Source organism: Mixta intestinalis (assembly GCF_009914055.1).
GTDB lineage: Bacteria > Pseudomonadota > Gammaproteobacteria > Enterobacterales > Enterobacteriaceae > Mixta > Mixta intestinalis.
This window is the reverse complement of the sequence record NZ_CP028271.1, coordinates 92,739-116,398: the sequence shown is the minus strand read 5'-3', so window position 1 is coordinate 116,398 and position 23,660 is coordinate 92,739. Positions and strand designations below refer to the sequence as shown.

Genomic DNA, 23,660 nt, shown 5'->3' with positions numbered 1-23,660 from the left:
ATAGAATTCGGTTATCAGGTGCGCAGGCCACGCCCACGTTGAATCAATGTCCAGGCCAGAATGTAAAACACCACGATAAAGGCAACCAGCACCGATAGCGTAAACGCCAGCGGCACATCATTAATACCTAAAAAGCCGTAGCGGAAACCGCTAATCATATAAACCACCGGATTCAGCTTTGATACCGCCTGCCAAACCGGCGGCAGCAGCGTCAGGGAATAGAACACCCCGCCTAAGTAGGTCAGCGGCGTCAGCACAAAAGTAGGAATCAGGCTGATATCATCAAAGGTACGGGCAAATACCGCATTCAGCAGTCCGGCCAGCGAAAACATAATCGCCGTCAGCAGGAGCGTGATCGCTACCATCGGCCAGGAGTGTACGTGAAACGGCACAAAAAACAGCGATACCGTTGTTACCAGAATCCCGACACAGATACCGCGCGCCACGCCGCCACCGACATAGCCAGCGATCACGATATGGGTTGGCACCGGCGCTACCAGCAGCTCTTCGATATTACGCTGAAACTTGGCGCTGAAGAATGAAGAGGCAACGTTCGCATAGGCGTTGGTGATCACCGCCATCATAATCAGCCCCGGTACGATAAACTGCATGTAGCTAAAGCCATGCATATCGCCGATACGCGAACCGATCAGGTTACCGAAAATGATAAAATAGAGCGTCATGGTGATTACCGGCGGTACCAGCGTCTGAACCCAGATGCGGGCAAAGCGGTTAATCTCTTTCGCCCAGATACTTTTCAGCGCGACCCAGTATAAATGCGTCATGCGTGACCTCCCGTTTTTCCCTGCACCAGACCGACAAACAGCTCTTCCAGACGGTTCGCCTTATTACGCATACTCAGTACCTGCACGCCCTGCGCGCTCAGCTGATTAAACACGCCGTTCAGCCCCTGCTCGCGCATGACCTCCACTTCCAGCGTGGTGGTATCCACCAGCCGATACTGGAAACCTTCCAGATGCGGCAGCGGGCTTTTTGCTGCCAGATCGAGGATAAAGGTTTCTGATTTGAGCTTTGCCAGCAGCCCTTTCATCGAGGTGTTCTCCACCAGCTCACCGCTCTGGATAATGCCGATATTGCGACACAGCATTTCCGCCTCCTCCAGATAGTGCGTAGTGAGGATAATGGTGGTGCCCTGCTCGTTAAGTTCTTTCAGGAAGACCCACATGGAACGGCGCAGTTCGATATCCACCCCGGCGGTTGGTTCATCAAGAATCAGCAGCTTAGGCTGGTGCATTAACGCCCGCGCAATCATCAGACGCCGCTTCATACCGCCGGAAAGCATACGCGCACGTTCATTGCGTTTTCCCCAGAGATCGAGCTGGGTAAGATATTTTTCCGCGCGTTTTAGCGCGTCACGGCGTTCAACGCCATAATAGCCCGCCTGATTCACGACAATCTGCAACACAGTTTCAAACGGGTTAAAGTTAAATTCCTGCGGCACCAGCCCCAGCTGGCGCTTGGCGTTAACCACATCTTTTTCCAGGTCATAGCCGAAGACGCGAACGCGACCGCCGCTTTTGTTCACCAGCGAGCTGATGATGCCGATGGTAGTGGATTTACCGGCGCCGTTCGGCCCCAGCAGCGCATAGAAATCGCCCGCCTCAACCGCCAGATCGATCCCTTTCAGCGCCTGCACGCCGCCGGGATACGTCTTGGTGAGTTTTTCAAGTTCCAGTGCATACGTCATAGAGAAGTTGCTTACCCTGTTTTGTTTACCGTTATTTTTACCGTTTGAAATTGCCAGACGTTGTCCTATAGTACGTCAACGCATATTTGCCTGTTACAGATCGATAACCATCATGAAAGATATTGATACACTCATCAGCAACAACCGCGAATGGTCCAAATTACTGGTTGAGGAAGATCCCGGCTTTTTCGAGCGCCTGGCACTGGCGCAAAAACCCCGCTTTCTGTGGATTGGCTGCTCTGACAGCCGCGTTCCCGCAGAACGCTTAACCGGGCTTGAGCCTGGCGAGCTGTTTGTTCATCGTAACGTTGCAAACCTGGTGATCCACACCGATCTCAACTGCCTCTCCGTCGTACAGTACGCCGTAGAAGTCCTGGAGGTGGAGCACATCATCATTTGTGGACACTATGGATGCGGCGGCGTACAGGCGGCGGTTGAAAACCCCGAACTGGGGCTGATCAACAACTGGCTGCTGCATATTCGTGATTTGTGGTACAAGCATAGCTCGTTACTGGGTGAACTGCCGCCAGAGAAACGATTTGATAAGCTTTGCGAAATCAACGTTATGGAGCAGGTTTATAACCTGGGCCACTCAACTATTCTGCAATCGGCGTGGAAACGCGGACAGAAAGTCACGATTCATGGCTGGGTTTACGGCATCCATGATGGCTGCCTGCGCGATCTGAAGGTTACCGCCACCAGCCGCGAACTGCTTGAGCAACGTTACCGTCACGGCATTGCTAACCTGCTGAATCATCCGGAAAGCCATCGTTAATCAGCGAGCGGCATCATAGCCCGTCACGCAATGGCGATCTTTAATCGATTGTGCTGTCTGAGACAGCACAATCCTGCACCATTACTCTTCCAGCATCACAACTTTGCCAATATAAGGCAAATGGCGATAGCGCTGGGCGTAATCGATACCGTAACCCACCACGAATTCGTCGGGAATAGAAAAGCCGATATAGTCTACTTTCACATCCACTTCACGGCGTGAAGGCTTATCCAGCAGCGTACAAATCGCCAGCGATTTTGGCTCGCGCAGGCGCAGAATTTCGCTTACCCGGCTCAGCGTATTACCTGAGTCGATAATATCTTCCACGATCAGCACATCCTTACCGCGAATATCCTCATCCAGATCTTTCAGGATTTTCACATCGCGCGTGCTGGACATGCCGCTGCCGTAGCTGGAAGCAGTCATAAAATCGACTTCATGAGAGACATTGATTGTACGGCACAGATCGGCCATAAACATAAAGGAGCCGCGTAACAGGCCCACAAGCACCATATCGCTACCGCTGTCGCGGTAATGTTCGGTGATCTGCTGGCCCAGTTCAGCGATACGATTGCGAATCTCCGCTTCGGAGATCATAACTTCAACGGTGTGTTTCATAGCTTCAGGCTTCGTCATCTGTCGAAAGCAGCGAAGTCTATCACATTTTCGGGGCGGGATACCGCAGTCAGCTCATCGGATCGCTCTGGCAAAGCCAGACATATAGACTGCTGAACGTCTAAAAATCCCTATTTAATTATGCATTTGGTTTTAAAGTTAGAACGTTAAGTCATTTATCAGCGGCTATAGCGATATGGTAGCGTAAAGGCACGTGATGTTACCGGAACGCCAGGAGAAACGATGAGCGCCGCCCATACGAAAAAAACCCATATCGGTAATCGCCCTTTGCAGCCGGAAACCCAGATGCTGAATTATGGCTACGATCCCGCGCTGTCGGAAGGCGCGGTGAAGCCGCCAGTGTTTCTGACCTCAACGTTCGTATTTAAAAGCGCGGAAGACGGGCGCGATTTCTTCGATTACGTTTCCGGACGCCGCGAACCGCCCGCTGGCCTTTCCGGTGGCCTGGTCTACTCGCGCTTTAACCATCCCAACAGCGAAATCGTTGAAGATCGTCTGGCAGTTTATGAACGCGCCGAAAGCAGCGTGCTGTTCTCTTCCGGCATGTCGGCTATTTCCACGACGCTGCTGGCCTTTGTGAAACCGGGCGACGTGGTGCTGCACTCGCAGCCGCTGTACGGCGGTACGGAAACGCTGCTAAGCAAAACCTTTCTTCGTCTCGGCGTGGCGGCGGTCGGCTTCAGCGACGGGCTGCATGAAGAAAAGGTGCAGGAAGCCGCCGGGCAGGCGATGGCTGCCGGACGCGTTGCGGTGATTCTGATCGAAACGCCCGCTAACCCAACCAACAGCCTGGTAGATATTGCTCTGATTCGCCGCGTGGCGGAGAAAATCGGCGCGCAGCAGGGCTATCGCCCAATTATCGCCTGCGATAATACCCTGCTGGGGCCGCTTTTTCAGCGCCCGCTGGAACACGGCGCGGATATTTCGCTCTATTCGCTGACTAAATATGTCGGCGGTCACTCTGATTTAATCGCGGGCGCGGCGATGGGCAGCAAAGCGCTGATGACACAGGTGCGCGCCCTGCGCAGCGCTATTGGCACCCAGCTCGATCCGCACTCCAGCTGGATGCTGGGCCGCTCGCTGGAAACGCTGGCGCTGCGCATGGAGAAAGCTAACCGCAATGCTGAAGCGGTCGCTGATTTTTTACGTCACCATGAGAAGGTGGAAAAACTGCATTACCTGTCGTTTCTTGACGCCAGCTCCGCAGCAGGCAGAACCTTCCAGGCGCAGAGCAGCGGCGCTGGCTCAACGTTCTCGTTTGATATTCGCGGCGGCCAGGCGGCATCGTTTCGTTTCCTGAATGCGCTACAGCTGTTTAAGCTGGCGGTGAGCCTCGGCGGTACCGAATCGCTCGCCAGCCATCCGGGCAGCACTACGCATTCCGGCGTTCCCGCCGAGGTACGCCAGCGTATCGGTATCAGCGAGGCGACGATTCGTCTGTCCATCGGCATCGAGAACAGCGATGACCTCATTGAGGATTTACGGCTGGCGCTGGAGCAGGCATAGCCTGACGCGTTCCAAAAGGCTGCGTTAACAGAAAATAACAAAACTGCTGACCTGCTAAACCGGCTGGCAATATCGCACAGCTCATCCGGCAGGCCAGCAATCATCGTGGAAACGAACCAATTTCTAAATTAACATTACCGTCTGGTTATCTTAATTATACGAAGTCAACATCGATAACCTGATAGAACGCATTGCCAGTATCAGCAATTTCCCATACGGCCAGGATGACATGATAGCCGCTGCGCTGCGGCAGTTTCATTTCATGCACTGTCGGTGACGGCGGCGTCAGCTCTTCATTTTTTTCCCAGAAGGGATGAGCAGTAAGTTCATGCTGATAAAAAGGCGTTGCTTCAAACTGAGCGCGGCTTAAAGGCTGTTGCGGATTCCAGTCCTCACGGGTAATAAAATAGTTCCAGCGACGGGTTAAATGTTTAGCGCTGTAGTCCCAGGAGATCGTCATTTTTTCACCGGCATGAACCGTATGTTTTTTCCAGTGCGTACCGGGTTCATCAAGGAACTGACCAACGTCCTGGCCCGCGCTGGCAATTTTACCATCAGCTGGTGGCATATTATTCACAACATCATCGCTGACCAGGCTGTCGCGTAACCCGGCTTTGGTGGCCGGAAAAAATTTACCGGCTTCACGCTGATTTAATGCACCGTTATCCAGTTTACCTTCTTCCCAGGCAAAATAAGCGCGAGATTTCGGAGAAAAGACATGACCGTGCATAGGCATAATACCGTTAACAGTTTTATTTTTATTTTCCATTATTGAACCCTTATTAAATAAAAAATTATTTTAGTCACTTATCAAGCAAGAATTGAATTCATCTTTCATTCCGCTTGCCAAGTAAAATCCCATATTTAATTACCGGCTTCAATTTTAATAAGTATGCTAATACAAACAGAAATTATGAATAGCGCTTTCTGACTGGCATGAGTCTGGCTTTACTGGATAAAAATTATTACTCTATCTTCAGCCGTGTTTATATTGCGGCATTTTGTTTGACCCACTACAAATAAAATCCACTGTTAAAAACAAATTCTGTTTTTCTGGCAATAAGCGTTAGCAGTTACGGCGAATATTCTCTTGTGCTTCGCTATCTTCCCGCTACAGCAGCGGGAAGATAACAGACAGCGATCCCGTTTCAGGCAACGGTAAAGCCCAGCATCATGCCGGTATCCTCATGCTCCAGCAGATGACAGTGTGCCATATACGCCTGCTGTGCGCTGGCCGTATGGTTAAAGCGGATCAGCACCTCGCTGCGCCAGCCCTCAACGTGCACCATATCTTTCCAGCCCTGACGATGTGCGGCGGGCGGCTTGCCATTTTCAGAAAGAATGCGGAACTGCGCGCCGTGAATATGGAACGGGTGCAGCATCATGTCGCCCTCACCGGATATCGTCCACTTCTCCAGCTGCCCTCGTGGCACGCTGAACGCAGGTTTCGCCATATCAAACGCAACGCCGTTAATTTTATTACCGTTATGGAAATCATAGCCGGATGACTTATCCGCAGGCATACCGGCCATAGCATGAGCGCCCATGGCGTGATGTGATGAATGCGCGCCAGCCGGAGCGGACATAGCATGTCCTGCCATAGCGTGCCCCATCATTTTATGGCCCGCCATCGCCCGCTCGCCGTAACGCTGCTGTAGCGCCTGCATCCCCAGCCGATCCAGCTGCGGATCCATTGACAGCTGTAGCCAGCGCGTCGGCAGATTATCGCTGGCGGGCAGCGGCGGCAGCGTCATCAGACGATCCGGCAGCGTACCGCTGGCCATCACCCGCAGCGGCATAATATGCAGCACCGACAGCGGCACATCGAAAGGCGCGAGCGTCATCCCCATCTGTTTCACCGGCAGCGTCAGTAAATCAAACGCCTTGCCGTTGCTGGTATCCACCATCACCTCAAAGCGTTCGCCCGGCAGCAGCATCAGCGTATCAACCCTGACCGGCTCGCTCAGCAGGCCGCCATCGCTGGCGATAACATACATCGGGCGCCCATCGCTGGTGGTCAGGTTCAGCGATCGCGCATTGCAGCCGTTAAGCAGGCGCAGGCGCAGCCAGCCACGCGGCACCGCATGCTGTGGACAGGGCACGCCGTTGGTCAGCATTACATCGCCAAACCAGCCAACCGCCGCGCGCATTATGTCAAGCTGATAGTCAATGGCGCTGCCGTCTGCGGTTAGCTGCTTATCCTGCAAAATTACCGGTATATCATCCACGCCCCAGCTTTTTGGCAGCAACAGCTTCCCCGATTCATCATCACGCAATATCACCAGCCCGGCCAGCCCCTGTGCCACCTGGTAACCGGTCTGTCCGTGCTGATGTGGATGAAACCAGCAGGTCGCCGCTGGCTGATCCGGGGCGATCGCTATCCGGCGTTTTGCACCGGGCGCGATAATTGCCTGCGGGCCACCATCCACATCGCCCGGCACTTCCAGCCCGTGCCAGTGAACCGTTGTCGCCTGCGGCAGGCGATTTTCCAGCTCCACGTTCAGGGTTTTGCCGCGCGTCATCTCAATGGCCGGACCGAGCAACGCACCGTTATAACCCCAGCTGTTTACCGCTTTGCCATTCCAGCGGCTGACGCCAGCCTGCGCAATTAAACGCACCGTGCCATGTACATCAGGCGTCAACAGATCGGGAATCGGCAGCGCGGGGCGGCTTTCCGCCGCTATCGCCCGGCTGTGCCAGAAAGGAAACAGGCCCGCCGCGCTCAGCGCGGCAGTGAGTTTGAGAAAGTCGCGGCGTTGCATAATGATGGTGTCCTTTATCGCATCAAAGGACGTTATGCTAAACCCTGCCCTAACGGCAAGGTCAAGCTAAGATAATTTACTTAACCAGACAGAATACGTTGAATTTCGCCGGAAACGTCCGTAAAGCATAAAAATGGCCTGAAGCACTTCCATAACTGTGCTAACGTCAGGTGACTGCAATTTTAAGAGAATGATTATGAAGAAAGGCATCCAGGCTCTGTTGTTATCGGGGCTTCTCGGCTTCTCCTCTGCCAGCTTTGCGCTTAGTGAATCCGAAGCGGAAGATCTGGCGGATCTGACCGCCGTATTTGTCTATCTTAAAAACGACTGCGGCTATCAGGATCTGCCAGACGCTCAGATCCGCAAGGCGCTGGTCTTTTTCGCCCAGCAGAACCGTTGGGATCTGGCTAACTACGCCAGCTATAACATGAAGGCGCTGGGTGAGGATAGCTATCGCGACCTGAGCGGCATCGCCGTTTCCAACGATAAAAAATGTAAGTCGCTGGCGCGTGATTCGCTCAGCCTGTTAGCTTACGTTAAGTAATGGTTAACCTGAGACTCTCCTGATGTAAAGTTGGCCGTGCATCACCCGCCGGAGTTAGCTATGATGTGCCGCCCAATTTTCATGGCTGTTCTGAGGAGAGTCCCAACATGGCCCAAAATGAAATTTGGTATGAAACCCTTCATGCCGGCTTCGGACAATATTTCACGGTAGACAAGGTGCTTTACCGTGAGAAAACCGAGCATCAGGATCTCATCATCTTCGAAAATGCCGCCTTCGGACGCGTAATGGCACTGGACGGCGTGGTGCAGACCACCGAGCGCGACGAATTCATCTACCACGAAATGCTAACGCACGTGCCGCTGCTGGCCCACGGCAACGCCAAAAAGGTGTTGATCATCGGCGGCGGTGACGGCGGTATGCTGCGTGAAGTCAGCCGTCACACCGGGCTGGAGCAGATCACCATGGTTGAGATCGACGCAGGCGTGGTCGAGTTCTGCCGCCAGTATCTGCCAAACCACAGCGCGGGTGCCTATGACGATCCCCGTTTCCGTCTGGTGATCGATGACGGCGTGAATTTCGTCAGCCAGAGCGACGAAAAGTTTGATGTGATCATTTCCGACTGTACCGATCCGCAAGGGCCGGGCGAAAGCCTGTTTACCTCGGCGTTTTATGCAGGCTGTAAACGCTGCCTGAATGAAAACGGGATTTTCGTGGCGCAGAATGGCGTCAGCTTCCTGCAACAGGACGAAGCGGTCGGCAGTCATCGCAAGCTGAGCCACTACTTTAGCGATGTCAGCTTCTACCAGGCGGCAATCCCTACCTATTACGGCGGCATTATGACCTTCGCCTGGGCCAGCGATAATCCCGCGCTGCGTCAGATCGATCACGCCACATTACAGACGCGTTTCGCCACCGCGAACTTAACCTGCCGCTACTATAATCCGGCAATCCACACCGGCAGCTTTGCTCTGCCGCAATATCTGTTGAATGCGCTGTCGCCAGCGACCGGGCATTGATAAGGAGGTGAACTAAATTGCAAAAGTTGAAACTGCATGGCTTCAACAATCTGACAAAAAGCCTGAGTTTTTGTATCTACGACATCTGCTATGCGCACAGTGAGGCCGAACGTGACGGCTATATTGCCTATATTGATGAGCAATATAATGCCAACCGCCTGACTGAAATCCTCAGCGAAACCTGCTCAATTATCGGCGCTAACGTGCTGAACATCGCACGTCAGGATTATGAACCGCAGGGCGCGAGCGTCACCATTCTGGTCAGCGAAGAGCCGATCGATCCAAAGGATATCGATAACTCTGAGCACCCAGGCCCGCTACCAGGCTCGGTGGTCGCCCATCTTGATAAAAGCCATATCTGCGTTCACACCTACCCGGAAAGCCATCCTGAAGGCGGGCTCTGTACCTTCCGCGCCGATATCGAAGTCTCTACCTGCGGCGTGATCTCGCCGCTGAAGGCGCTGAACTACCTGATTCATCAGCTGGAATCGGATATCGTTACCGTCGATTATCGCGTGCGCGGCTTTACGCGTGACGTTAACGGCGTGAAGCACTTTATCGATCACGAGATCAATTCCATACAGAACTTTATGTCGGAGGATATGAAGGCGATGTATGACATGGTCGACGTGAACGTGTATCAGGAAAACATCTTTCACACTAAGATGTTATTGAAAGAATTCGATCTTAAACATTATCTGTTCAATACCCGACCGGAAGCGTTAAGCCCGCAGGAACACAAGCGGATTACCGATCTGTTATGGAAAGAGATGCGTGAGATCTACTATGGTCGCAATATCCCTGCCATCGGCCTGAGAACGCAGTAAACGGCGTTAATGTTGGGGGCGGTATTCGCCGCCCCGATTCATCTACAGCGCGCCAGACGCGGCTAACGTTAGCTGAAACGGTTCTCTGCTCAACCGCTCCTGCGCCTCCTCGCTTAGCCGCCGATCGGTAATCACGTCGGTTAACGTCTGCAACGGCGTTGCGCAAAACAGCGACCAGGAACCATATTTACTGCTGTCTGCCAGCAACACGCGCCGCTGGGCGTTGGCCAGCAGATCCTGCTTCAGCCCCGCTTTCTCTTCCGTCGGCGTAGTGATGCCCTTCTCCAGACTCCAGGAGTTACAGCTGACGAAAGCGATATCGGGATGGATGGCGCGCAGCAGGCGACGTCCATGTTCACCAATGCACGACTGGCTGGAATCATCGATGCGCCCGCCGATAATGGTCACCTCTATCTGGCGAAACCCAGAGAGAAACAGCGCGATATGCAGATCGGCGGTAATCACGCGCAGCGGCAGATGCGTCAGCTGGCGCGCCAGCTCCAGCATGGTGGTCCCCGCATCCAGCACTACCGCATCGCCCGCTTTTACCAGCGCAGCAGCTTCATACGCAATCGCCTGCTTTTCTGCCAGGTTGCGCTGAATTTTTTCTGAAGTCGTGGGCTGTTCAGGAATAAAGCGATTCAGCGTGACGCCGCCGTGTGTCCGGCTGATAACGCCCTCGCGATCCAGCTTGATCAGATCGCGGCGGATGGTCGCTGGCGAGGCGCAAACAGCCGTTACCAGCTGATCAACGGTAACCAGATTATGGCCTTTTAAATAATCCATAATCTGGTCGAGGCGACTTTGTCCTTTCATCTTTCCCTATGCAAGTTGCATCGCAAGTTGAATCGAGGTCGCCATGCTCTCAGACTTCGCTTTACCTGTCCAGGCAATATCAAACGCGGTGCCGTGGTCAGCCGAGGTGCGGATAAAGGGCAGCCCGGCGGTAATATTGACGCCATCGTAAAAGCCCAGCAGCTTCAGCGGAATGTGGCCCTGATCGTGATACATCGCCACCACCATATCGTACTGCCCTTCGTGACATTGCAGGTAAACGGTATCCGGTGGACAAGGACCATAAGCATCGATGCCTTTCGCCTTCATCGCTTCAATCGCCGGACCAACGATACGGATTTCTTCATCGCCGAACAGCCCGTTTTCGCCCGCGTGCGGGTTAACGCCCGCCACTGCGATACGCGGATGGGTATAGCCAACGCGACGCAGGAAAGTATCCGCCATACCGATTACCGTTTCCACGCGCGACTGGCTGAGGGTATCGAGGAACTTACGCAGCGCAATATGGGTAGACACGTGAATCACTTTCATCCGATCGGTATAGAGCACCATCGCATAATCTTTACTGCCGGTCAGCTGTGCCAGCAGTTCGGTGTGACCAGGATAGAGATGCCCGGCGGCGTGCAGCGCTTCCTTATTCAGCGGCGCGGTGGCGATAGCGTGAACCTCGCCCGCCATTGCCAGCTCGGCGGCACGGCGCACGCAGCGCCAGGCAAGATCGCCCGCCGGTGCCTGTACTTTACCGGCAACCAGCGACGCCGGATCGGCCAGCGGCTCATTGAGCACGTTAATCACGCCCGGCGTAAATTGCGCGTCGGCGACGCGATTGATTTCCCGCAGCTCAACGGGCGGCAGGTTGGCCTGCGTCATAATGCGCTTCAGCGTCTCCAGGCATCCCACCACCACCGCGGGCGCACCGTTTAATTCCCCCTCAGAAAGCGCTTTGACAATAATTTCCGGGCCGATACCGGCGGGATCGCCCATGGTTACGGCAATTGTCTTAGTGGTCACTGTACATCTCCTCAATAAACGAGAGCGCGTCACAAAGCGTACTCTCTGAACCAAAACCCCCGGCTTTGGTAATCACCGGCAGATCGTCAAGCTCGCTGTTAATAAAGCGGCCACATGGAATACAGGGCGCAACCTCCTGCTGGATGCGATAGCCCTCAGCGCCCAGCGCCTGCGCCACCGCAATAGCAATATCGCCGCCGGTCAGAAACAGGCCGCCGATGCGGGCCTGGCCGATAATTGCCAGCGTCAGTTCGCCCAGCCGCTGGCTGAGCCGTTCGCCCAGCGCCGCGCGGCTGTACCGAAACTGCTGGCTCAGCGCCTCTATTTGATGGCGATCCGTCGTGTTGCGGCTGGTGCGTAAAATACAGTGCTGTCCCACAGCCAGCTGCGCGCACGCCTGGCGCGCCAGCGCCTGAATCGCGTCCTCATCGGCCTGCAGCAGCTGCGCCGCATCCAGCTCAACCACCTGCGCGCGCTGGCTGCGCAGCGCCAGCTCAACCTGACGGCGGGTGGCTTCGCTCATCGAACCGGCAACCACCAGCACCGGTAAGGTTTGCTGCGCGGGCAGCCAGGCGCTAACCGGCAGCGCGCTGGCCAGTCCGGCTGCCCCTACCAGCAGCGGCGTTTGCGATAACGACAGCGCTACGGTGGCAATGTGGGTTAAATCCTGCTCCGTTAACGCATCCACCACTGCGATGGTGGGCGTACCTTGCTGATACTGACGCAGCAGCGCGGGCAGCTCGCCGTTGTGCAGCGACGCCAGCGTAATTTCCGTTACCGGCAATGCGCTTTGCTGCGCCAGGATAGTTTTAATCCGTGAAGCAACAATGGGCGTGCGCGGATCGCTGGCAAACTCGGTTTGTGCCAGCGGCGTGCCGTTAACCAGGCATTCGCCCTCCAGCGTGGTACGGCCCGCGCCGGGAATAGCCGCCGCCACCAGCGCCAGCGATTTGCCGCTGGCAAGCAGCGCCGCTTCGATTTCCGCGCCAACGTTGCCGCGAAAAGTGGAATCAATTTTTTTGTAGATCAGCAATTCTGGCTGCTGCCAGTTAGCCAGCGCCGCCGTTACCGCCTGTGCCGCTGCTTCAGCGTCACAGGCGCGGCTTTCGGTATTCACTACCAGCACATCGGCGCGTGCTGAAGGTTTCTGCTGTAAAGAGAACACTACTTCGGTATGCGCTCCCTTCTTTGCCAGCTGAACGCCGGTGTCGTTGGCACCGGTAAAGTCATCAGCAATGACCAGCAATTTCATAGCCTCTCCTTGTTCACTGCGTTACTGCTTCGCCAGCAGGGTGGTTGCCATCGTTCTTCATATCCCCTCGTCGTGCCAGGAAGGCTAATTCCAGACCGTGAATTGATTATATTCAATCATGATTGATTAAATGTGAGCAATCTCAAATTAATAAAAAGCGATATACCCTATAAATTTGGGCAACCGTGCACAGGCCATTTTTTGAATCTGATGAAATGTAATCATTTTCTTAAACGGCCCCGGCTTTACGAGAGGAAAAGCAGATTTTATGAACATCAACAGCACCCTTATCAGCGGCTACCAGGCGCTTAATGACATCAGCTATCTGATGCAGAACCGGCGCAACCTGCTGCTGGTGACGGATAAGAACATCATCGCGATTCCTGCGGTGGCGGAACTGATTGAACGGCTGCGCCGTCAGGCGACGACGTTCACCCTCATTGATACCGTACCGCCCGAACCAAGCCAGCACGACGTGGCCGCGCTACTGAGTGATATTGAAGGCGATCAGGTAGAGATGGTTATCGGCGTCGGCGGCGGCAGCGTTCTGGACGTGGCGAAACTGCTGTCGGTACTGCGTGCGCCGGACGCGCCGACGCTGGAGGCGTTGTTGAACGGCGTAAAACCCACCGCGCGCCTGCCTTCACTATTGATCCCTACCACCGCCGGTACCGGTTCAGAAGCCACCCCGAACGCCATTCTGGCAATTCCGGAACAGCAGACCAAAGTGGGGATTATCTCGCCGGTCATGCTGCCCGATTACGTGGCGCTGGTGCCGGAGCTAACAACCAGTATGCCGCCTCATATCGCCTCCTCCACCGGCATTGATGCGCTCTGTCATCTGATTGAATGCTTTACCGCTACGGTGGCAAACCCGGTTAGCGATAACTATGCGCTGATCGGCCTGAAAAAATTATTCGCCAGCCTGGAAACCAGCGTCGCCGAGCCGCATAACCTGGAAGCGCGACTGGATATGCTGTGGGCCTCTTATTACGGCGGCGCGGCGATTGCGCATGCCGGTACGCACCTGGTACATGCCCTCTCCTACCCGCTGGGCGGCAAATATCATCTGCCGCACGGCGTGGCAAATGCCATTCTGCTGGCCCCCTGCATGCGGGCCGTGCGCCCGGCAGCGGTGAGCAAATTCGCGCAGGCGTGGGATCTGCTGCCCAACGCCGATACCACCCTGAATGAGGAAGAAAAATCCCACGCGCTGGTGGATTATTTCGCCGCGCTGGTGCGCCGCCTGAAGCTGCCCGCCAGCCTTGAAGAGTTGGGTATTGGGGCCGATCAGCTGCCCGCACTGGTCACCTCGGCGCTGGAAGTGCAGCGCCTGATCAAGAACGTTCCCACCGAGGTTAGCGCCGACATGGTGCGGGACATCTACCTGACCCTGTTCCCAACATCGACGCAGAGGTAACGATGAAAAAGAAAATCGCAGGCGTGCTGACCGCCATTGTCACTACATTTGACGCGCAGGGCGCGTTTAACCCGGACGCCCAGCGCCAGCAGGTACGGCGTCAGCTTGACGCGGGCAACGGTATTTTCTGCGGCGGCACCAACGGCGAGTTTTTCGTGCTGAACGAGCGGGAAAAACTGCTGGTTACCGAAACCTGCGTTGATGAAACGGCGGGACGCGCACCGGTAGTGGCGCATATTGGCGAGATCTCCACGCGCGAGACCATCCGCCTGGGCCAACAGGTGGCGCGGCTGGGCGTAGACGCGGTTTCCGCCATTACGCCGTGGTTTGTGCCGCTGAAGCAGGAAGAACTGATCCGCCATTACCAACAGGTAGCAGATGCGCTGGAAGTACCGCTGTTTCTCTACAATATCCCGGCACGCACCGGCAACACGCTCCAGCCGGAAACGGTGCGCACGCTGGCAGCACATCCGAACATTATCGGCATTAAAGACAGCGCAGGCAGCTATGAAAGCCTGAGCGGATTTTTACAGGCGGCTGAAGGGCTGGACAATTTCAACGTGCTGAACGGCCCCGACTCTTTGATCCACCGTGGCTTTGTTGAGGGCTGCTCCGCCTGTATCTCCGGCCTGGCAAACGTCGCGCCGCGTGAAATCAACGCTATCTGGCGACACTTTAACGCGGGTGAGCTGGATGCTTCCCGTCAGGCACAGGAGAACGTTACCGGCCTGCGCACCGATCTCTACAGCGTCGCCTTCTCTCCCGCCGCGGTGAAAAAAGCGGTGGCGCTGCTGGGACACGATGTCGGCGAAAGCCGCTATGCGGTGCAGTTCAGCGCCGCCGATGAACAGCGGATTCGCCAGATTGTGAAGCAGTACCTGCAATAACAAAAACAAACGTCTGCATTTTTACGTGAAAAAAGAGGCCGGAATATCGGCCTCAGGGTTCATTACGTCTGAGAGAGGCAATAATGAAGGAATTTACTGCAACAGATACGTTAATCATTATAGGAATAGTGATTGCGTATATCTTATTTACCACCTGGTTAACCTGGCGTCTGCGCAGTAAAAGCGCCGGTGATTTCATGGAAGGTTCACGCGCTATGCCGGCGTTTATCGTCGGTATTATGCTGATGTCCGAATATATTGGTGCAAAATCAACTATCGGCACCGCACAGGCGGCATTTGAAAATGGCTTCGCCGCCTCCTGGTCGGTTATCGGCGCGGCGATCGGCTTTCCGCTATTCGGTATGCTGCTGGTGAAACGTATTTATAACACCGGCAAAATTACTATCTCCGGCGCAATTGCGGAGAAATATGGCACCTCCACCAAAAATATTATTTCCATCATTATGATTTACGCGCTGCTGTTGGTGAACGTCGGCAATTATGTCAGCGGCGCGGCGGCGATCTCCACGGTATTAAAAGTCAATCTGCCGGTAGCCGCCTTTATTACCGCTATCGTCAGTACCTTTTATTTCGCTTTTGGCGGAATGAAGGGGATGGCGTGGGTAACGCTGCTGCACAGCGCGATGAAATATTTCGGGATTCTGGTGATCCTCGGCGTGGCGCTGCATATGACCGGCGGCGTGTCACCGATGGTTGAACAGATGCCGAAATTTTACTGGACCTGGGATGGCAACGTCGGCGCGGGTACGATTTTCGCCTGGCTTATCGGTACTATCGGCTCGATTTTCTGTACCCAGTTCGTTATCCAGGCGATTTCCTCAACGAAAAGCGCCGCCTCAGCGAAGCGTGCTACCTGGATCGCCTTTATCTTCTGTCTGCCGATCGCTATCGCTATCGCCATTATCGGCGTAGCAGCAAAATATCTGCACCCCAACATCAACAGCCTCTACGCTCTGCCGGTCTTCCTCCAGGATATGAGTCCGTGGCTGGCAGGCCTGGTCACCACCTCGCTGGTCGCCTCCATTTTCGTGAGCGTCAGTACCGTTGCGCTGGCTATCGCCTCGCTGATCGTCAAAGATTTTTATGTGCCGATGCGTAATCCGACGCCGGAACGTGAATTTAAAATGACGCGCTGGCTGTCGCTGGCAATCGGCTTCCTGCCGCTGCTGTTTGTCCTGTTTGTCCCGGAAGTGCTTAAGCTCTCTTTCTTTACCCGCGCCATTCGTCTGTCGATTTCCGTAGTAGCGATGATGGCGTTCTACCTGCCGTTCTTTAAAAGCACGCGCGGCGCTAACGCCGGACTGATCGGTGCCTGCGTCGTAACCTCGGTGTGGTATCTGCTGGGCGATCCGTTCGGCGTCAACAATATGTATATCGCCCTGATTACCCCGGCGATCATTATGGGGCTGGATCACCTTATCCCGCAGAAACAGCCGGTAGAAAAAAACAAACGTAATATGCAAAACAGTGGAGCCTGAAATGACGCAAGCAACCCCTACTCTTCCTTTTGACGGTCAGCTTACTCAGGTTGAGGGCGATCCGCAGCGCCTGATGGCGATGCTGCCTTCCGCCTGTCCGCAAAACCATGCAGCAAACCTGCTGCCGTTACCAAACGGCGACCTGCTGTGCGTCTGGTTTGGCGGCACTCAGGAAGGCATCGCTGATATTTCGATCTATTGCTCACGTCTGAACAAGGGTGCCAGCCGCTGGAGCGAAGCGCGTAAGCTCTCTGACGATCCCAGCCGCTCTGAACAAAATCCGGTGCTGTTCCTCGCGCCGGATAATGTGCTGTGGCTGCTGTGGACCGCACAGAAGTCAGGCAATCAGGATACGGCGATCGTGCGCTATCGCCAGTCGCTGGATATGGGCAACAGCTGGGGCGAGATCGGCACGCTGCTCGATAAGCCCGGCACCTTTATCCGCCAGCCGATCGTGGTACTGCCGGACGGTGCCTGGCTGCTGCCGGTTTTCTACTGCCGTACACAGCCGGGCGAAAAATGGGTGGGCAACGATGATGTCAGCGCGGTGAAAATCTCACGCGATAACGGGCGTAGCTGGCAGGATGTGGCGGTTCCCGACAGTGTCGGCTGCGTTCATATGAATATCGTGCTGCTGAAGGACGGTTCGCTGCTGGCGCTCTATCGCAGCCGTTGGGCGGATCATATCTGGCAAAGCCGCTCAACCGACGGCGGTCAGAGCTGGAGCGCGCCACAACCTACCGAGCTGCCGAATAACAACTCTTCTATTCAGGTCACCGCGCTTGCCAATGGCGATCTCGCGCTGGTGTTCAACGCCATGAGCGCGGAAGGTGCCAGCGAACGTCGTACCTCGCTCTACGATGAGATTGAGGATGAGGAAGAAGAAGCAACGGCATCGGTTAGCGCCACTCAGCCGGTCACGCATACCGGACGTACCGCGTTCTGGGGCGCGCCGCGTGCGCCGATGACGCTGGCGATCTCGAAAGACGGCGGCAGAAGCTGGCCGTGGCAGCGCAATCTGGAGGAAGGTGACGGCTACTGCATGACGAATAACTCGCAGCAGCGCCTGAACCGCGAGCTCTCCTATCCCAGCATCAAGCAGGGGCTGGACGGCAAGCTGCATATTGCCTGGACCTGGCATCGTCAGGCAATTAAATACACCTGCGTTGATGAAAGCTGGGTAACGGGTTGAATCGCAAATAAAGGAGAAACCGATGATTACAGGCAACCTGAACGCGCTGGCGCTGGCAACGCTGCCTGATGTGCTGCACGATCTGCTGGCGCGTCCGGAATGTTCACTGGCGGCGCTCCAGGCAGCACCGGACGGACGGCTACAGCCGGAAGGTGCCAGCTGGTTCTGCAATATCGGCGACAGTGAAACCTCGCCCGCTGCCCAGCGGCATACAGAATATCACCGGCGCTGGCTGGATATTCAGGTGGTGCTGGCGGGAGAAGAGATTATTCGCTACGACGTTGCTGATGTCAGCGCAGCACCAGCGGAGGAACGCAAACCCGATCTGTTTATCCTTACACAGCCAACGCTGCGTCAGCAGCTACACCTGCAACCGGGCGACTTTGCTGTTTTCGCGCCGGGTGAGGCGCATCAGGCATTGTGTGCGGTAGATAAGCCGGCGCGGGTACGAAAAGCGGTCTTCAAAGTACCGGTTGAGATGCTACGGAGAGCGTCATGAAGCGTCATGCGCTGGTAACCGGTGCCAGCTCCGGCATCGGTCGCGCCATCGTTGAACGGCTGCTGCGCGAAGGCTGGCAGGTGACCGGACTGAGCCGCACGGCCAGCGGCGAGGCGCATCCCGCGCTGCGTAATATCGCTATCGATCTGTATGACGAGGCGGCCCTGGCCGCGCTGCTGCCCACTTTGCCTGCGCCCGATGCGTTTATTCACGCCGCCGGAATAATGCAGGCGGCAGAGCTGGGCGCGCTGGACAGCAACATCAGCAAACGGCTGTGGCATCTGCATGTACGGGTGGCGGAGTTCATTGCTAACGGTTTGATCGATCGACTCCCCGGCAACGGGCGCATCGTGCTTATCGGTAGTCGCACCTCACGCGGCGCGGCGGGACGCAGCCAGTATGTCGCGACCAAAGCGGCGATAACAGGAATGGCGCGCAGCTGGGCAGCAGAGCTGGCTCCGCGCGGCGTGACCGTTAACGTTGTGGCTCCTGGCGCGACGGAAACGCCGATGCTGAAACAGCCGGGACGGGCCAGTTCGCCACCGCAGCGCCCTCCGATCGGACGCTATATCCAGCCTGACGAAGTGGCGGCGCTGGTAAGTTTTCTGCTCTCCCACGCCGCCGCCGCGATTACCGGCCAGGAGATCGTCATTTGCGGCGGTGCCTCACTAAGCTAGCCGTGCAATATCCCGTCATTTTTATCGGTCTACAGGGCGGTGTCAGCTGCCCTGCTTTTTTAGCGTCCCTGCATAAAGGCACGCCAGGCGGCAATCACCGCCAGAAAATCTTCCATACCGCAGAAAGAGAGGCTTTCTTCATCGTAATAGCTCATCCCTTCTTCCAGCTCATCATTATCAAACTCTAGCTGATTAGCGCGAATCATCACCTCCTCGCCATTCAGTGAAAGCGTGTATTCATGTCCCTGATGCTGCCACTCACGTTCGCTACCCTTAACGCTCTGCGCAGCGGCTTCAACCTCATCCAGCAGCGCTATGTTGCCTTTAACTTCTTCGTTAAACCAGTGACCGACCGCCTCATGGCCCATACTCATACGTACCTTCACCTGGCCGGTAACGTCACGTAAAAATTCGTATTCCATCTTTCTGTCCTCAACCTCAGCGCTGGCGGGCACGGCTTCGCACCCGGTGAACCATCGCGCCCTTTGACGCGCATTATCGCAGCCCGTCCGGTAAAAAACAGCGCGTGCCGGATAAATATTGCTTCTGTCAGATAACAACGGCAGAGGCACCCCATCAGAAAACGGCGAACCAAACGCGACCACTCCACTACCTTAAGCAGAGTAAACTCAAAAAGAAAGTTCCTAGTATCGTCAGGAAATTGATTCCAGCCATTCGCAATCTAATTAGAAAGAGTGATCAATGATGCAGGCAATCTCTGAATAAGCTGAAATTATTTTGCGTTATTTGCAGCATGCTTCTCATCTGAAAATAAAAAATCGCTTCTGAATCATTCCTTAGAAAAAATGCTTTTATTAACGGCGTTCGCGCCTTATTTTATTAGCGGGACATAACTATTTTCATAACCCTCTCATCATTACCGATTATTGCTGCTGTTAATTATTTCATTCATAAGGATATGATAATGAAGTATCTTTTACGCCGCCTCTGTTGGGGCAGCGCGCTTGTTTCGCTTACGGTTAATGCCGCTATTTTTCGCCATGATATTGATACGCAGGATTACCGCGATTTTGGAGAGAATTTAGGGAAATATCGCCCCGGAGCCCAGTTCACCCCGGTATACCGTAAAGATAATACGCTGTCAGGCTATCTCGATTTTCCTATGCCCGATATGGGTATGGTAAACAGCACCGGTTACGCCACGCTTATCTCCCCTTCTTATATTGTGGGCGTCAGGCATAACGGCGGATATAAAAATTCAACATGGGGCAATAACGCCAAATACGCTACCACCTATACGCTGATTAATCGCAATAACGATCCCGCTATCGATTTTCACGTTCCGCGCCTGAATAAGGTGGTTACCGATGCAGCACCGACTCCTTACATTGGCTACAGCGAACTCTCTAAAGAGAAAAATATGTCTCGCTTTCCGTGGGTGGTACGCGTGGGTGCGGGCAAGCACGGAACGATTAACGACGATGGCAGCGAGTTACTATCGTTGTCTGCCGCCTATAAATGGAAAGCGGGCGGCACCATTTCCTCCGATGGAATGAAAATTAACTCGATGCTGCGCTGGGCGTTCTGGTCGCCAGACAGCGCCTTTAGCAGCCCGCTTTCTCTTGGTACTCAGGGCGGCGACAGCGGCAGCCCGATATTTGCCTATGATAGCCTGGATAAGCAGTGGAAACTGGTTGGGGTACACGTAGGAACCGACGGTAAAGGTTTGTACGGACGCGGTTTCTCCGCCGCGATGATTAAAGATTCATGGATTAACAGCGTCATCGCCGCCAACAGCGCTCCTGACGTAAAGGATAACGTCCAGCACGGGGATATTCACTGGAACAGCAGCGCCATTACGCAGGGAAACAGCCAGTGGCAGTGGCACGGCCTTGAGGAAAGCTACGCCAGCCGCGCCCCTTCAGCAGCCAGCAACGAGGCGCTGGATGCCACAAAAGATCTGCGTTTTGACGGCGACGGCGGCACCATTGTGCTCGATCGCGCTATTAATATGGGCGCGGGCAAGCTCCAGTTCTCCGCTGATTATCAACTGCGCAGCGCTGCCGGAGAAGATGCCACCTGGGTTGGCGGCGGCGTGGAAGTGGATAAGGATCGCACCGTGCTCTGGCAGGTTAACGGCCTGAAAGGTGATGCCCTGCATAAGATTGGCGCAGGCACGCTGCATATCAACGCCAGCGGGATGAATGCCGGTTCATTAAACGTTGGCGACGGCACCGTCATCCTCGATCAGCAGGCAGATAACGCGGGTAATAAGCAGGCGTTTTCCACCATCACGCTGGTCAGCGGGCGCGCTACGGTAGTGCTAAACAGCGCCGATCAGATCGGTAGTGATAATATTCGCTTCGGCTATCGCGGCGGCACGCTCGATCTCAACGGCAATGCGCTGAGCTTCAGCGAGATCAAACATAACGATGATGGCGCTCGTATCGTTAACCATAACACCAGCCAGGCGGCGCAGCTGACGCTAACCGGACGCCAGCAAACTTTCCTGGGTCAGCTGGGAGAAAAAGAGAGCAGCGGTCAGCTCAACCTGCATTATCGACCGGGCAAAACCAGCGATAGCCTGACGCTGGCTGGCGGCGCAATATTAAACGATCTCACCATCAGCCAGGGCACGCTACAGCTTAGCGGTCAGCAGGTTTTGCATGCCGGTAAGATTTACTACAGCGACGACTGGGATGATAAAGCGTACAACGCTGGCTCGCTGTCGGTGGCGTCTGGCACGGCGTTAACGGTAGGAGAACATGGACATCTGGATACCTCCGCCACGCTGGAGCGTGACGCCACGCTAAAACTTTACGGTCACGCTTCACTGGCAGGTAATATCGAACTGACTGACGAAAGCAGTGAACTGCATGCCGATATTGCCCAGCGCACCAGCACGCAGGGCGCGTTGACTTCGCGTATTGATGCCACGGTTAACGGCAAAGGGTGGCTGAAAAAAACCGGCGATGGCCTGCTTATCCTTAACGGCAATATCAACACCGAGGGCGGCGTCGCGCTGGACGCTGGCGAACTGGAAGTGAACGGACGGATGCAATCTACACTGTGGATGGCCGACCGCACACAGCTTTCCGGCAGCGGGCAACTGGGCTCGCTGATGATGGGCAAAGATGCATTTTTGCAGCCGGGCAAAAGCGATAAGCCTGACGAGTGGTCTACGCTGCGTATCGGGCAGCTTACCGCTGGCCTCAATAACAACCTGCTGCTCGATTCCGCTTTCAGCGCCAATGCTACCGACCGCCTGCTAATTAACGGCGATTTACAGACTGAGCGGGATAATCCTGTGCTGGTCAGCGTTAACGCCAAAGCAGCCTGGACCGACAGCGACAGCAATGCTGACGGTATTGCCGGTAATCGGGAAGGTGTATCGGTGGTTCAGGTGAGCGGTAAAGCCAGCGCCGACAGCGTTAAGCTGGCCGGAGGTTATGTCGCACGCGGCGCATGGGCCTGGGGCCTCTACGCCTTCGCGCCTGGGAAAGCGAGCGGCGATGAAAGGCTGGTCGAAGGAACGGGCAACCAGTTCTGGGATTATCGCCTGCAAAATATCATGCTGGCAGAGAACGACAATCACACGCCATCACCAGAGCAAGTGACGCCGCAGCCGGAAGAGAATCATCCACCGGTGCCGCCCTCTTCCGGAGCGGATAATCAACCTGGCAATAACCCACCTGCCCGGCCTCAGCCGGATAACACCCGCCCTTCTACAGGCAGTAAACCGCAGATGCGTCCGGCAGTGATCCCTCAGGTACCCGCTTATATCTCCATGCCTACCGCTTTTCTGCGCTATGCCGAAAATATTCAGAGCCTGATGTCATCCAGCGTGGCGGCAAGCGCCTCCGGCTTCTTTCTTTCCGGTTATAAGGGCAACGATGATTACCATTCGCCGGGCAGCTTCAGCAACTACGGTTATGATTTTGACAGCCGCTACCACGGCTGGCTGATGGGTGGGCGCTGGCAGATTATCGACGATTCACAGCAAAGCGCCACCTTTAGCCTGGGCGTGGCGAAAGGCCAGCTGAAGCTAACGCCACGTGCACGTGACGGCAGCAGCCAGGGGCAATTTGATACCCTGTCGCTGAACGGCCTGCTCAGCTGGGAAAATGAAAAAGGATTCAACCTGTCGCTGCCGCTTGGCTACCACCGCTATCATGGCTCAGTCTCCACCACGTTACGCGGTAAGGTTGCCTCACCCAGAGCTAACGGCTGGCACCTTGGCCTGGAAGCAGGAAAAACCTGGCTGGCGGGTTCACATCAGCTAACGCCGCTGGCGGGAATACGCTATCAGCGCCTCTCGCTGGATACGTTTACCGATAACGATGACGCGTTAGTTTCATGGAAAATGCACAGCATGCCGCAATTCTTCACCGGCATGAAATATCAATACCAGCTTGATTTTGCTCAATATGGTCAGCTGCGGCTGGGCAGCGATCTGCGCCTGATCCATCGTCCCGGTCATGCCAATGAAACCATTATCAGCGATGGCGTACAGCCTGCGGTCTTCGCCTCCGGTCAGGGCGGCGACAGCCTGCAAATCAGCACCGATATCGGCCTGCGTCTGAAAGAAAATCTGGAGGTCACCAGCAAGCTTCAGCATCAGCGCCGCCTGAGCAAAGAAGGCATGGAAGACTGGGGCATTATCGGTGGAGTAAACGTCACCTTCTGAGACAAAAAGTAGCCGTAAAAAAGGCGGAACCTGAGTTCCGCCTTG

21 protein-coding genes are annotated in these 23,660 nt (G+C 55.2%); 12 read left to right on the top strand and 9 right to left on the bottom strand.

The annotated features are described in order from the left end of the window. Positions 1 to 14: 14 nt before the first annotated feature. A complete protein-coding gene (locus C7M51_RS00475; RefSeq protein WP_160619663.1) occupies positions 15 to 785 on the bottom strand; it encodes an ABC transporter permease in 771 nt (256 codons plus the stop codon). Next, positions 782 to 1,708, bottom strand: a complete 927-nt coding sequence (locus tag C7M51_RS00470; RefSeq protein ID WP_160619662.1) for an ABC transporter ATP-binding protein — start codon at positions 1,706 to 1,708, stop codon at positions 782 to 784. The genes C7M51_RS00475 and C7M51_RS00470 overlap by 4 nt, the downstream gene beginning before the upstream one ends. Positions 1,709 to 1,820: 112 nt before the next feature. Here C7M51_RS00470 and can point away from each other — a divergent pair, with 112 nt between their 5' ends. Beyond that, positions 1,821 to 2,483, top strand: coding sequence for a carbonate dehydratase (gene can / locus C7M51_RS00465; RefSeq protein ID WP_208852113.1), 663 nt, complete (start codon positions 1,821 to 1,823; stop codon positions 2,481 to 2,483). An 81-nt stretch (positions 2,484 to 2,564) separates the two neighbouring features. Here can and hpt read toward each other — a convergent pair whose 3' ends face one another. Then, positions 2,565 to 3,101, bottom strand: coding sequence for a hypoxanthine phosphoribosyltransferase (hpt, locus tag C7M51_RS00460; protein ID WP_160619661.1), 537 nt, complete (start codon positions 3,099 to 3,101; stop codon positions 2,565 to 2,567). Positions 3,102 to 3,341: 240 nt separating this feature from the next. Between hpt and C7M51_RS00455 the strand changes: the two genes are divergently transcribed. Further along, positions 3,342 to 4,625 carry a cystathionine gamma-synthase family protein gene (locus C7M51_RS00455; protein ID WP_160619660.1) on the top strand — a complete coding sequence of 428 codons (1,284 nt, stop codon included), beginning with the start codon at positions 3,342 to 3,344 and terminating at the stop codon, positions 4,623 to 4,625. Positions 4,626 to 4,779: 154 nt separating this feature from the next. On the opposite strand, the gene C7M51_RS00450 is transcribed toward C7M51_RS00455, so the two are convergent. Continuing rightward, complete coding sequence (locus C7M51_RS00450) at positions 4,780 to 5,394, bottom strand: lytic polysaccharide monooxygenase auxiliary activity family 9 protein (protein ID WP_160619659.1); 615 nt, start codon at positions 5,392 to 5,394, stop codon at positions 4,780 to 4,782. A 379-nt stretch (positions 5,395 to 5,773) separates the two neighbouring features. Further along, a complete protein-coding gene (cueO, locus tag C7M51_RS00445; RefSeq protein ID WP_160619658.1) occupies positions 5,774 to 7,387 on the bottom strand; it encodes a multicopper oxidase CueO in 1,614 nt (537 codons plus the stop codon). A gap of 196 nt (positions 7,388 to 7,583) precedes the next feature. Here cueO and C7M51_RS00440 point away from each other — a divergent pair, with 196 nt between their 5' ends. The 3 genes from C7M51_RS00440 (at position 7,584) to speD (ending at position 9,735) form a co-directional block, all read left to right on the top strand. Continuing rightward, positions 7,584 to 7,931, top strand: a complete 348-nt coding sequence (locus tag C7M51_RS00440) for a YacC family pilotin-like protein (protein WP_160619657.1) — start codon at positions 7,584 to 7,586, stop codon at positions 7,929 to 7,931. A 107-nt stretch (positions 7,932 to 8,038) separates the two neighbouring features. Further along, positions 8,039 to 8,908 carry a polyamine aminopropyltransferase gene (gene speE, locus C7M51_RS00435; protein ID WP_160619656.1) on the top strand — a complete coding sequence of 290 codons (870 nt, stop codon included), beginning with the start codon at positions 8,039 to 8,041 and terminating at the stop codon, positions 8,906 to 8,908. Positions 8,909 to 8,925: 17 nt separating this feature from the next. Next, on the top strand, positions 8,926 to 9,735 hold the full coding sequence (speD, locus tag C7M51_RS00430; protein ID WP_160619655.1) for an adenosylmethionine decarboxylase: 810 nt from the start codon (positions 8,926 to 8,928) through the stop codon (positions 9,733 to 9,735). A gap of 42 nt (positions 9,736 to 9,777) precedes the next feature. Here speD and C7M51_RS00425 read toward each other — a convergent pair whose 3' ends face one another. From C7M51_RS00425 to dtnK, 3 genes are read right to left on the bottom strand one after another with little or no spacing between them, the layout of a single operon-like run. Then, positions 9,778 to 10,551, bottom strand: coding sequence for a DeoR/GlpR family DNA-binding transcription regulator (locus tag C7M51_RS00425; RefSeq protein ID WP_160619654.1), 774 nt, complete (start codon positions 10,549 to 10,551; stop codon positions 9,778 to 9,780). A 6-nt stretch (positions 10,552 to 10,557) separates the two neighbouring features. After that, positions 10,558 to 11,541 (bottom strand): D-threonate 4-phosphate dehydrogenase, encoded by a 984-nt coding sequence (locus C7M51_RS00420; RefSeq protein WP_160619653.1) that lies wholly within the window; start codon positions 11,539 to 11,541, stop codon positions 10,558 to 10,560. Beyond that, entirely contained in the window at positions 11,531 to 12,793 is a 1,263-nt protein-coding gene (gene dtnK, locus C7M51_RS00415) for a D-threonate kinase (RefSeq protein WP_160619652.1), read from the bottom strand. The genes C7M51_RS00420 and dtnK overlap by 11 nt, the downstream gene beginning before the upstream one ends. Positions 12,794 to 13,061: 268 nt before the next feature. Between dtnK and C7M51_RS00410 the strand changes: the two genes are divergently transcribed. From C7M51_RS00410 to C7M51_RS00385, 6 genes are all read left to right on the top strand, one after another. Continuing rightward, positions 13,062 to 14,213 carry an iron-containing alcohol dehydrogenase gene (locus C7M51_RS00410; protein WP_160619651.1) on the top strand — a complete coding sequence of 384 codons (1,152 nt, stop codon included), beginning with the start codon at positions 13,062 to 13,064 and terminating at the stop codon, positions 14,211 to 14,213. Between the two features lie 2 nt (positions 14,214 to 14,215). After that, positions 14,216 to 15,100, top strand: coding sequence for a dihydrodipicolinate synthase family protein (locus tag C7M51_RS00405; RefSeq protein ID WP_160619650.1), 885 nt, complete (start codon positions 14,216 to 14,218; stop codon positions 15,098 to 15,100). 83 nt (positions 15,101 to 15,183) lie between these two features. Next, positions 15,184 to 16,599 carry a sodium:solute symporter family protein gene (locus C7M51_RS00400; RefSeq protein WP_160619649.1) on the top strand — a complete coding sequence of 472 codons (1,416 nt, stop codon included), beginning with the start codon at positions 15,184 to 15,186 and terminating at the stop codon, positions 16,597 to 16,599. Position 16,600: 1 nt separating this feature from the next. Next, complete coding sequence (locus C7M51_RS00395; protein ID WP_160619648.1) at positions 16,601 to 17,791, top strand: sialidase family protein; 1,191 nt, start codon at positions 16,601 to 16,603, stop codon at positions 17,789 to 17,791. Between the two features lie 22 nt (positions 17,792 to 17,813). After that, entirely contained in the window at positions 17,814 to 18,290 is a 477-nt protein-coding gene (locus C7M51_RS00390; protein ID WP_160619647.1) for a NanQ anomerase/TabA/YiaL family protein, read from the top strand. Next, the gene (locus C7M51_RS00385) at positions 18,287 to 18,967 is read left to right on the top strand and encodes an SDR family NAD(P)-dependent oxidoreductase (protein WP_160619646.1); all 681 of its coding nucleotides are present in this window, start codon (positions 18,287 to 18,289) and stop codon (positions 18,965 to 18,967) included. Before C7M51_RS00390 ends, C7M51_RS00385 begins: the two co-directional genes overlap by 4 nt. Before the next feature lie 59 nt (positions 18,968 to 19,026). Here the strand turns inward: C7M51_RS00385 and yacL are convergent, their stop codons facing one another. Continuing rightward, positions 19,027 to 19,389 carry a protein YacL gene (yacL, locus tag C7M51_RS00380; RefSeq protein WP_160619645.1) on the bottom strand — a complete coding sequence of 121 codons (363 nt, stop codon included), beginning with the start codon at positions 19,387 to 19,389 and terminating at the stop codon, positions 19,027 to 19,029. Positions 19,390 to 19,892: 503 nt separating this feature from the next. Here yacL and C7M51_RS00375 point away from each other — a divergent pair. Further along, on the top strand, positions 19,893 to 23,615 hold the full coding sequence (locus C7M51_RS00375) for a S6 family peptidase (RefSeq protein ID WP_160619644.1): 3,723 nt from the start codon (positions 19,893 to 19,895) through the stop codon (positions 23,613 to 23,615). The last annotated feature ends 45 nt before the right edge of the window (positions 23,616 to 23,660 follow it).

Coding starts and splice junctions, on each gene's coding strand:
- C7M51_RS00475 (WP_160619663.1), bottom strand. CDS start 785: ATGACGCATTTATACTGGGTCGCGCTGAAAAGTATCTGGGCGAAAGAG.
- C7M51_RS00470 (WP_160619662.1), bottom strand. CDS start 1,708: ATGACGTATGCACTGGAACTTGAAAAACTCACCAAGACGTATCCCGGC.
- can (WP_208852113.1), top strand. CDS start 1,821: ATGAAAGATATTGATACACTCATCAGCAACAACCGCGAATGGTCCAAA.
- hpt (WP_160619661.1), bottom strand. CDS start 3,101: ATGAAACACACCGTTGAAGTTATGATCTCCGAAGCGGAGATTCGCAAT.
- C7M51_RS00455 (WP_160619660.1), top strand. CDS start 3,342: ATGAGCGCCGCCCATACGAAAAAAACCCATATCGGTAATCGCCCTTTG.
- C7M51_RS00450 (WP_160619659.1), bottom strand. CDS start 5,394: ATGGAAAATAAAAATAAAACTGTTAACGGTATTATGCCTATGCACGGT.
- cueO (WP_160619658.1), bottom strand. CDS start 7,387: ATGCAACGCCGCGACTTTCTCAAACTCACTGCCGCGCTGAGCGCGGCG.
- C7M51_RS00440 (WP_160619657.1), top strand. CDS start 7,584: ATGAAGAAAGGCATCCAGGCTCTGTTGTTATCGGGGCTTCTCGGCTTC.
- speE (WP_160619656.1), top strand. CDS start 8,039: ATGGCCCAAAATGAAATTTGGTATGAAACCCTTCATGCCGGCTTCGGA.
- C7M51_RS00425 (WP_160619654.1), bottom strand. CDS start 10,551: ATGAAAGGACAAAGTCGCCTCGACCAGATTATGGATTATTTAAAAGGC.
- dtnK (WP_160619652.1), bottom strand. CDS start 12,793: ATGAAATTGCTGGTCATTGCTGATGACTTTACCGGTGCCAACGACACC.
- C7M51_RS00410 (WP_160619651.1), top strand. CDS start 13,062: ATGAACATCAACAGCACCCTTATCAGCGGCTACCAGGCGCTTAATGAC.
- C7M51_RS00405 (WP_160619650.1), top strand. CDS start 14,216: ATGAAAAAGAAAATCGCAGGCGTGCTGACCGCCATTGTCACTACATTT.
- C7M51_RS00400 (WP_160619649.1), top strand. CDS start 15,184: ATGAAGGAATTTACTGCAACAGATACGTTAATCATTATAGGAATAGTG.
- C7M51_RS00395 (WP_160619648.1), top strand. CDS start 16,601: ATGACGCAAGCAACCCCTACTCTTCCTTTTGACGGTCAGCTTACTCAG.
- C7M51_RS00390 (WP_160619647.1), top strand. CDS start 17,814: ATGATTACAGGCAACCTGAACGCGCTGGCGCTGGCAACGCTGCCTGAT.
- C7M51_RS00385 (WP_160619646.1), top strand. CDS start 18,287: ATGAAGCGTCATGCGCTGGTAACCGGTGCCAGCTCCGGCATCGGTCGC.
- yacL (WP_160619645.1), bottom strand. CDS start 19,389: ATGGAATACGAATTTTTACGTGACGTTACCGGCCAGGTGAAGGTACGT.
- C7M51_RS00375 (WP_160619644.1), top strand. CDS start 19,893: ATGAAGTATCTTTTACGCCGCCTCTGTTGGGGCAGCGCGCTTGTTTCG.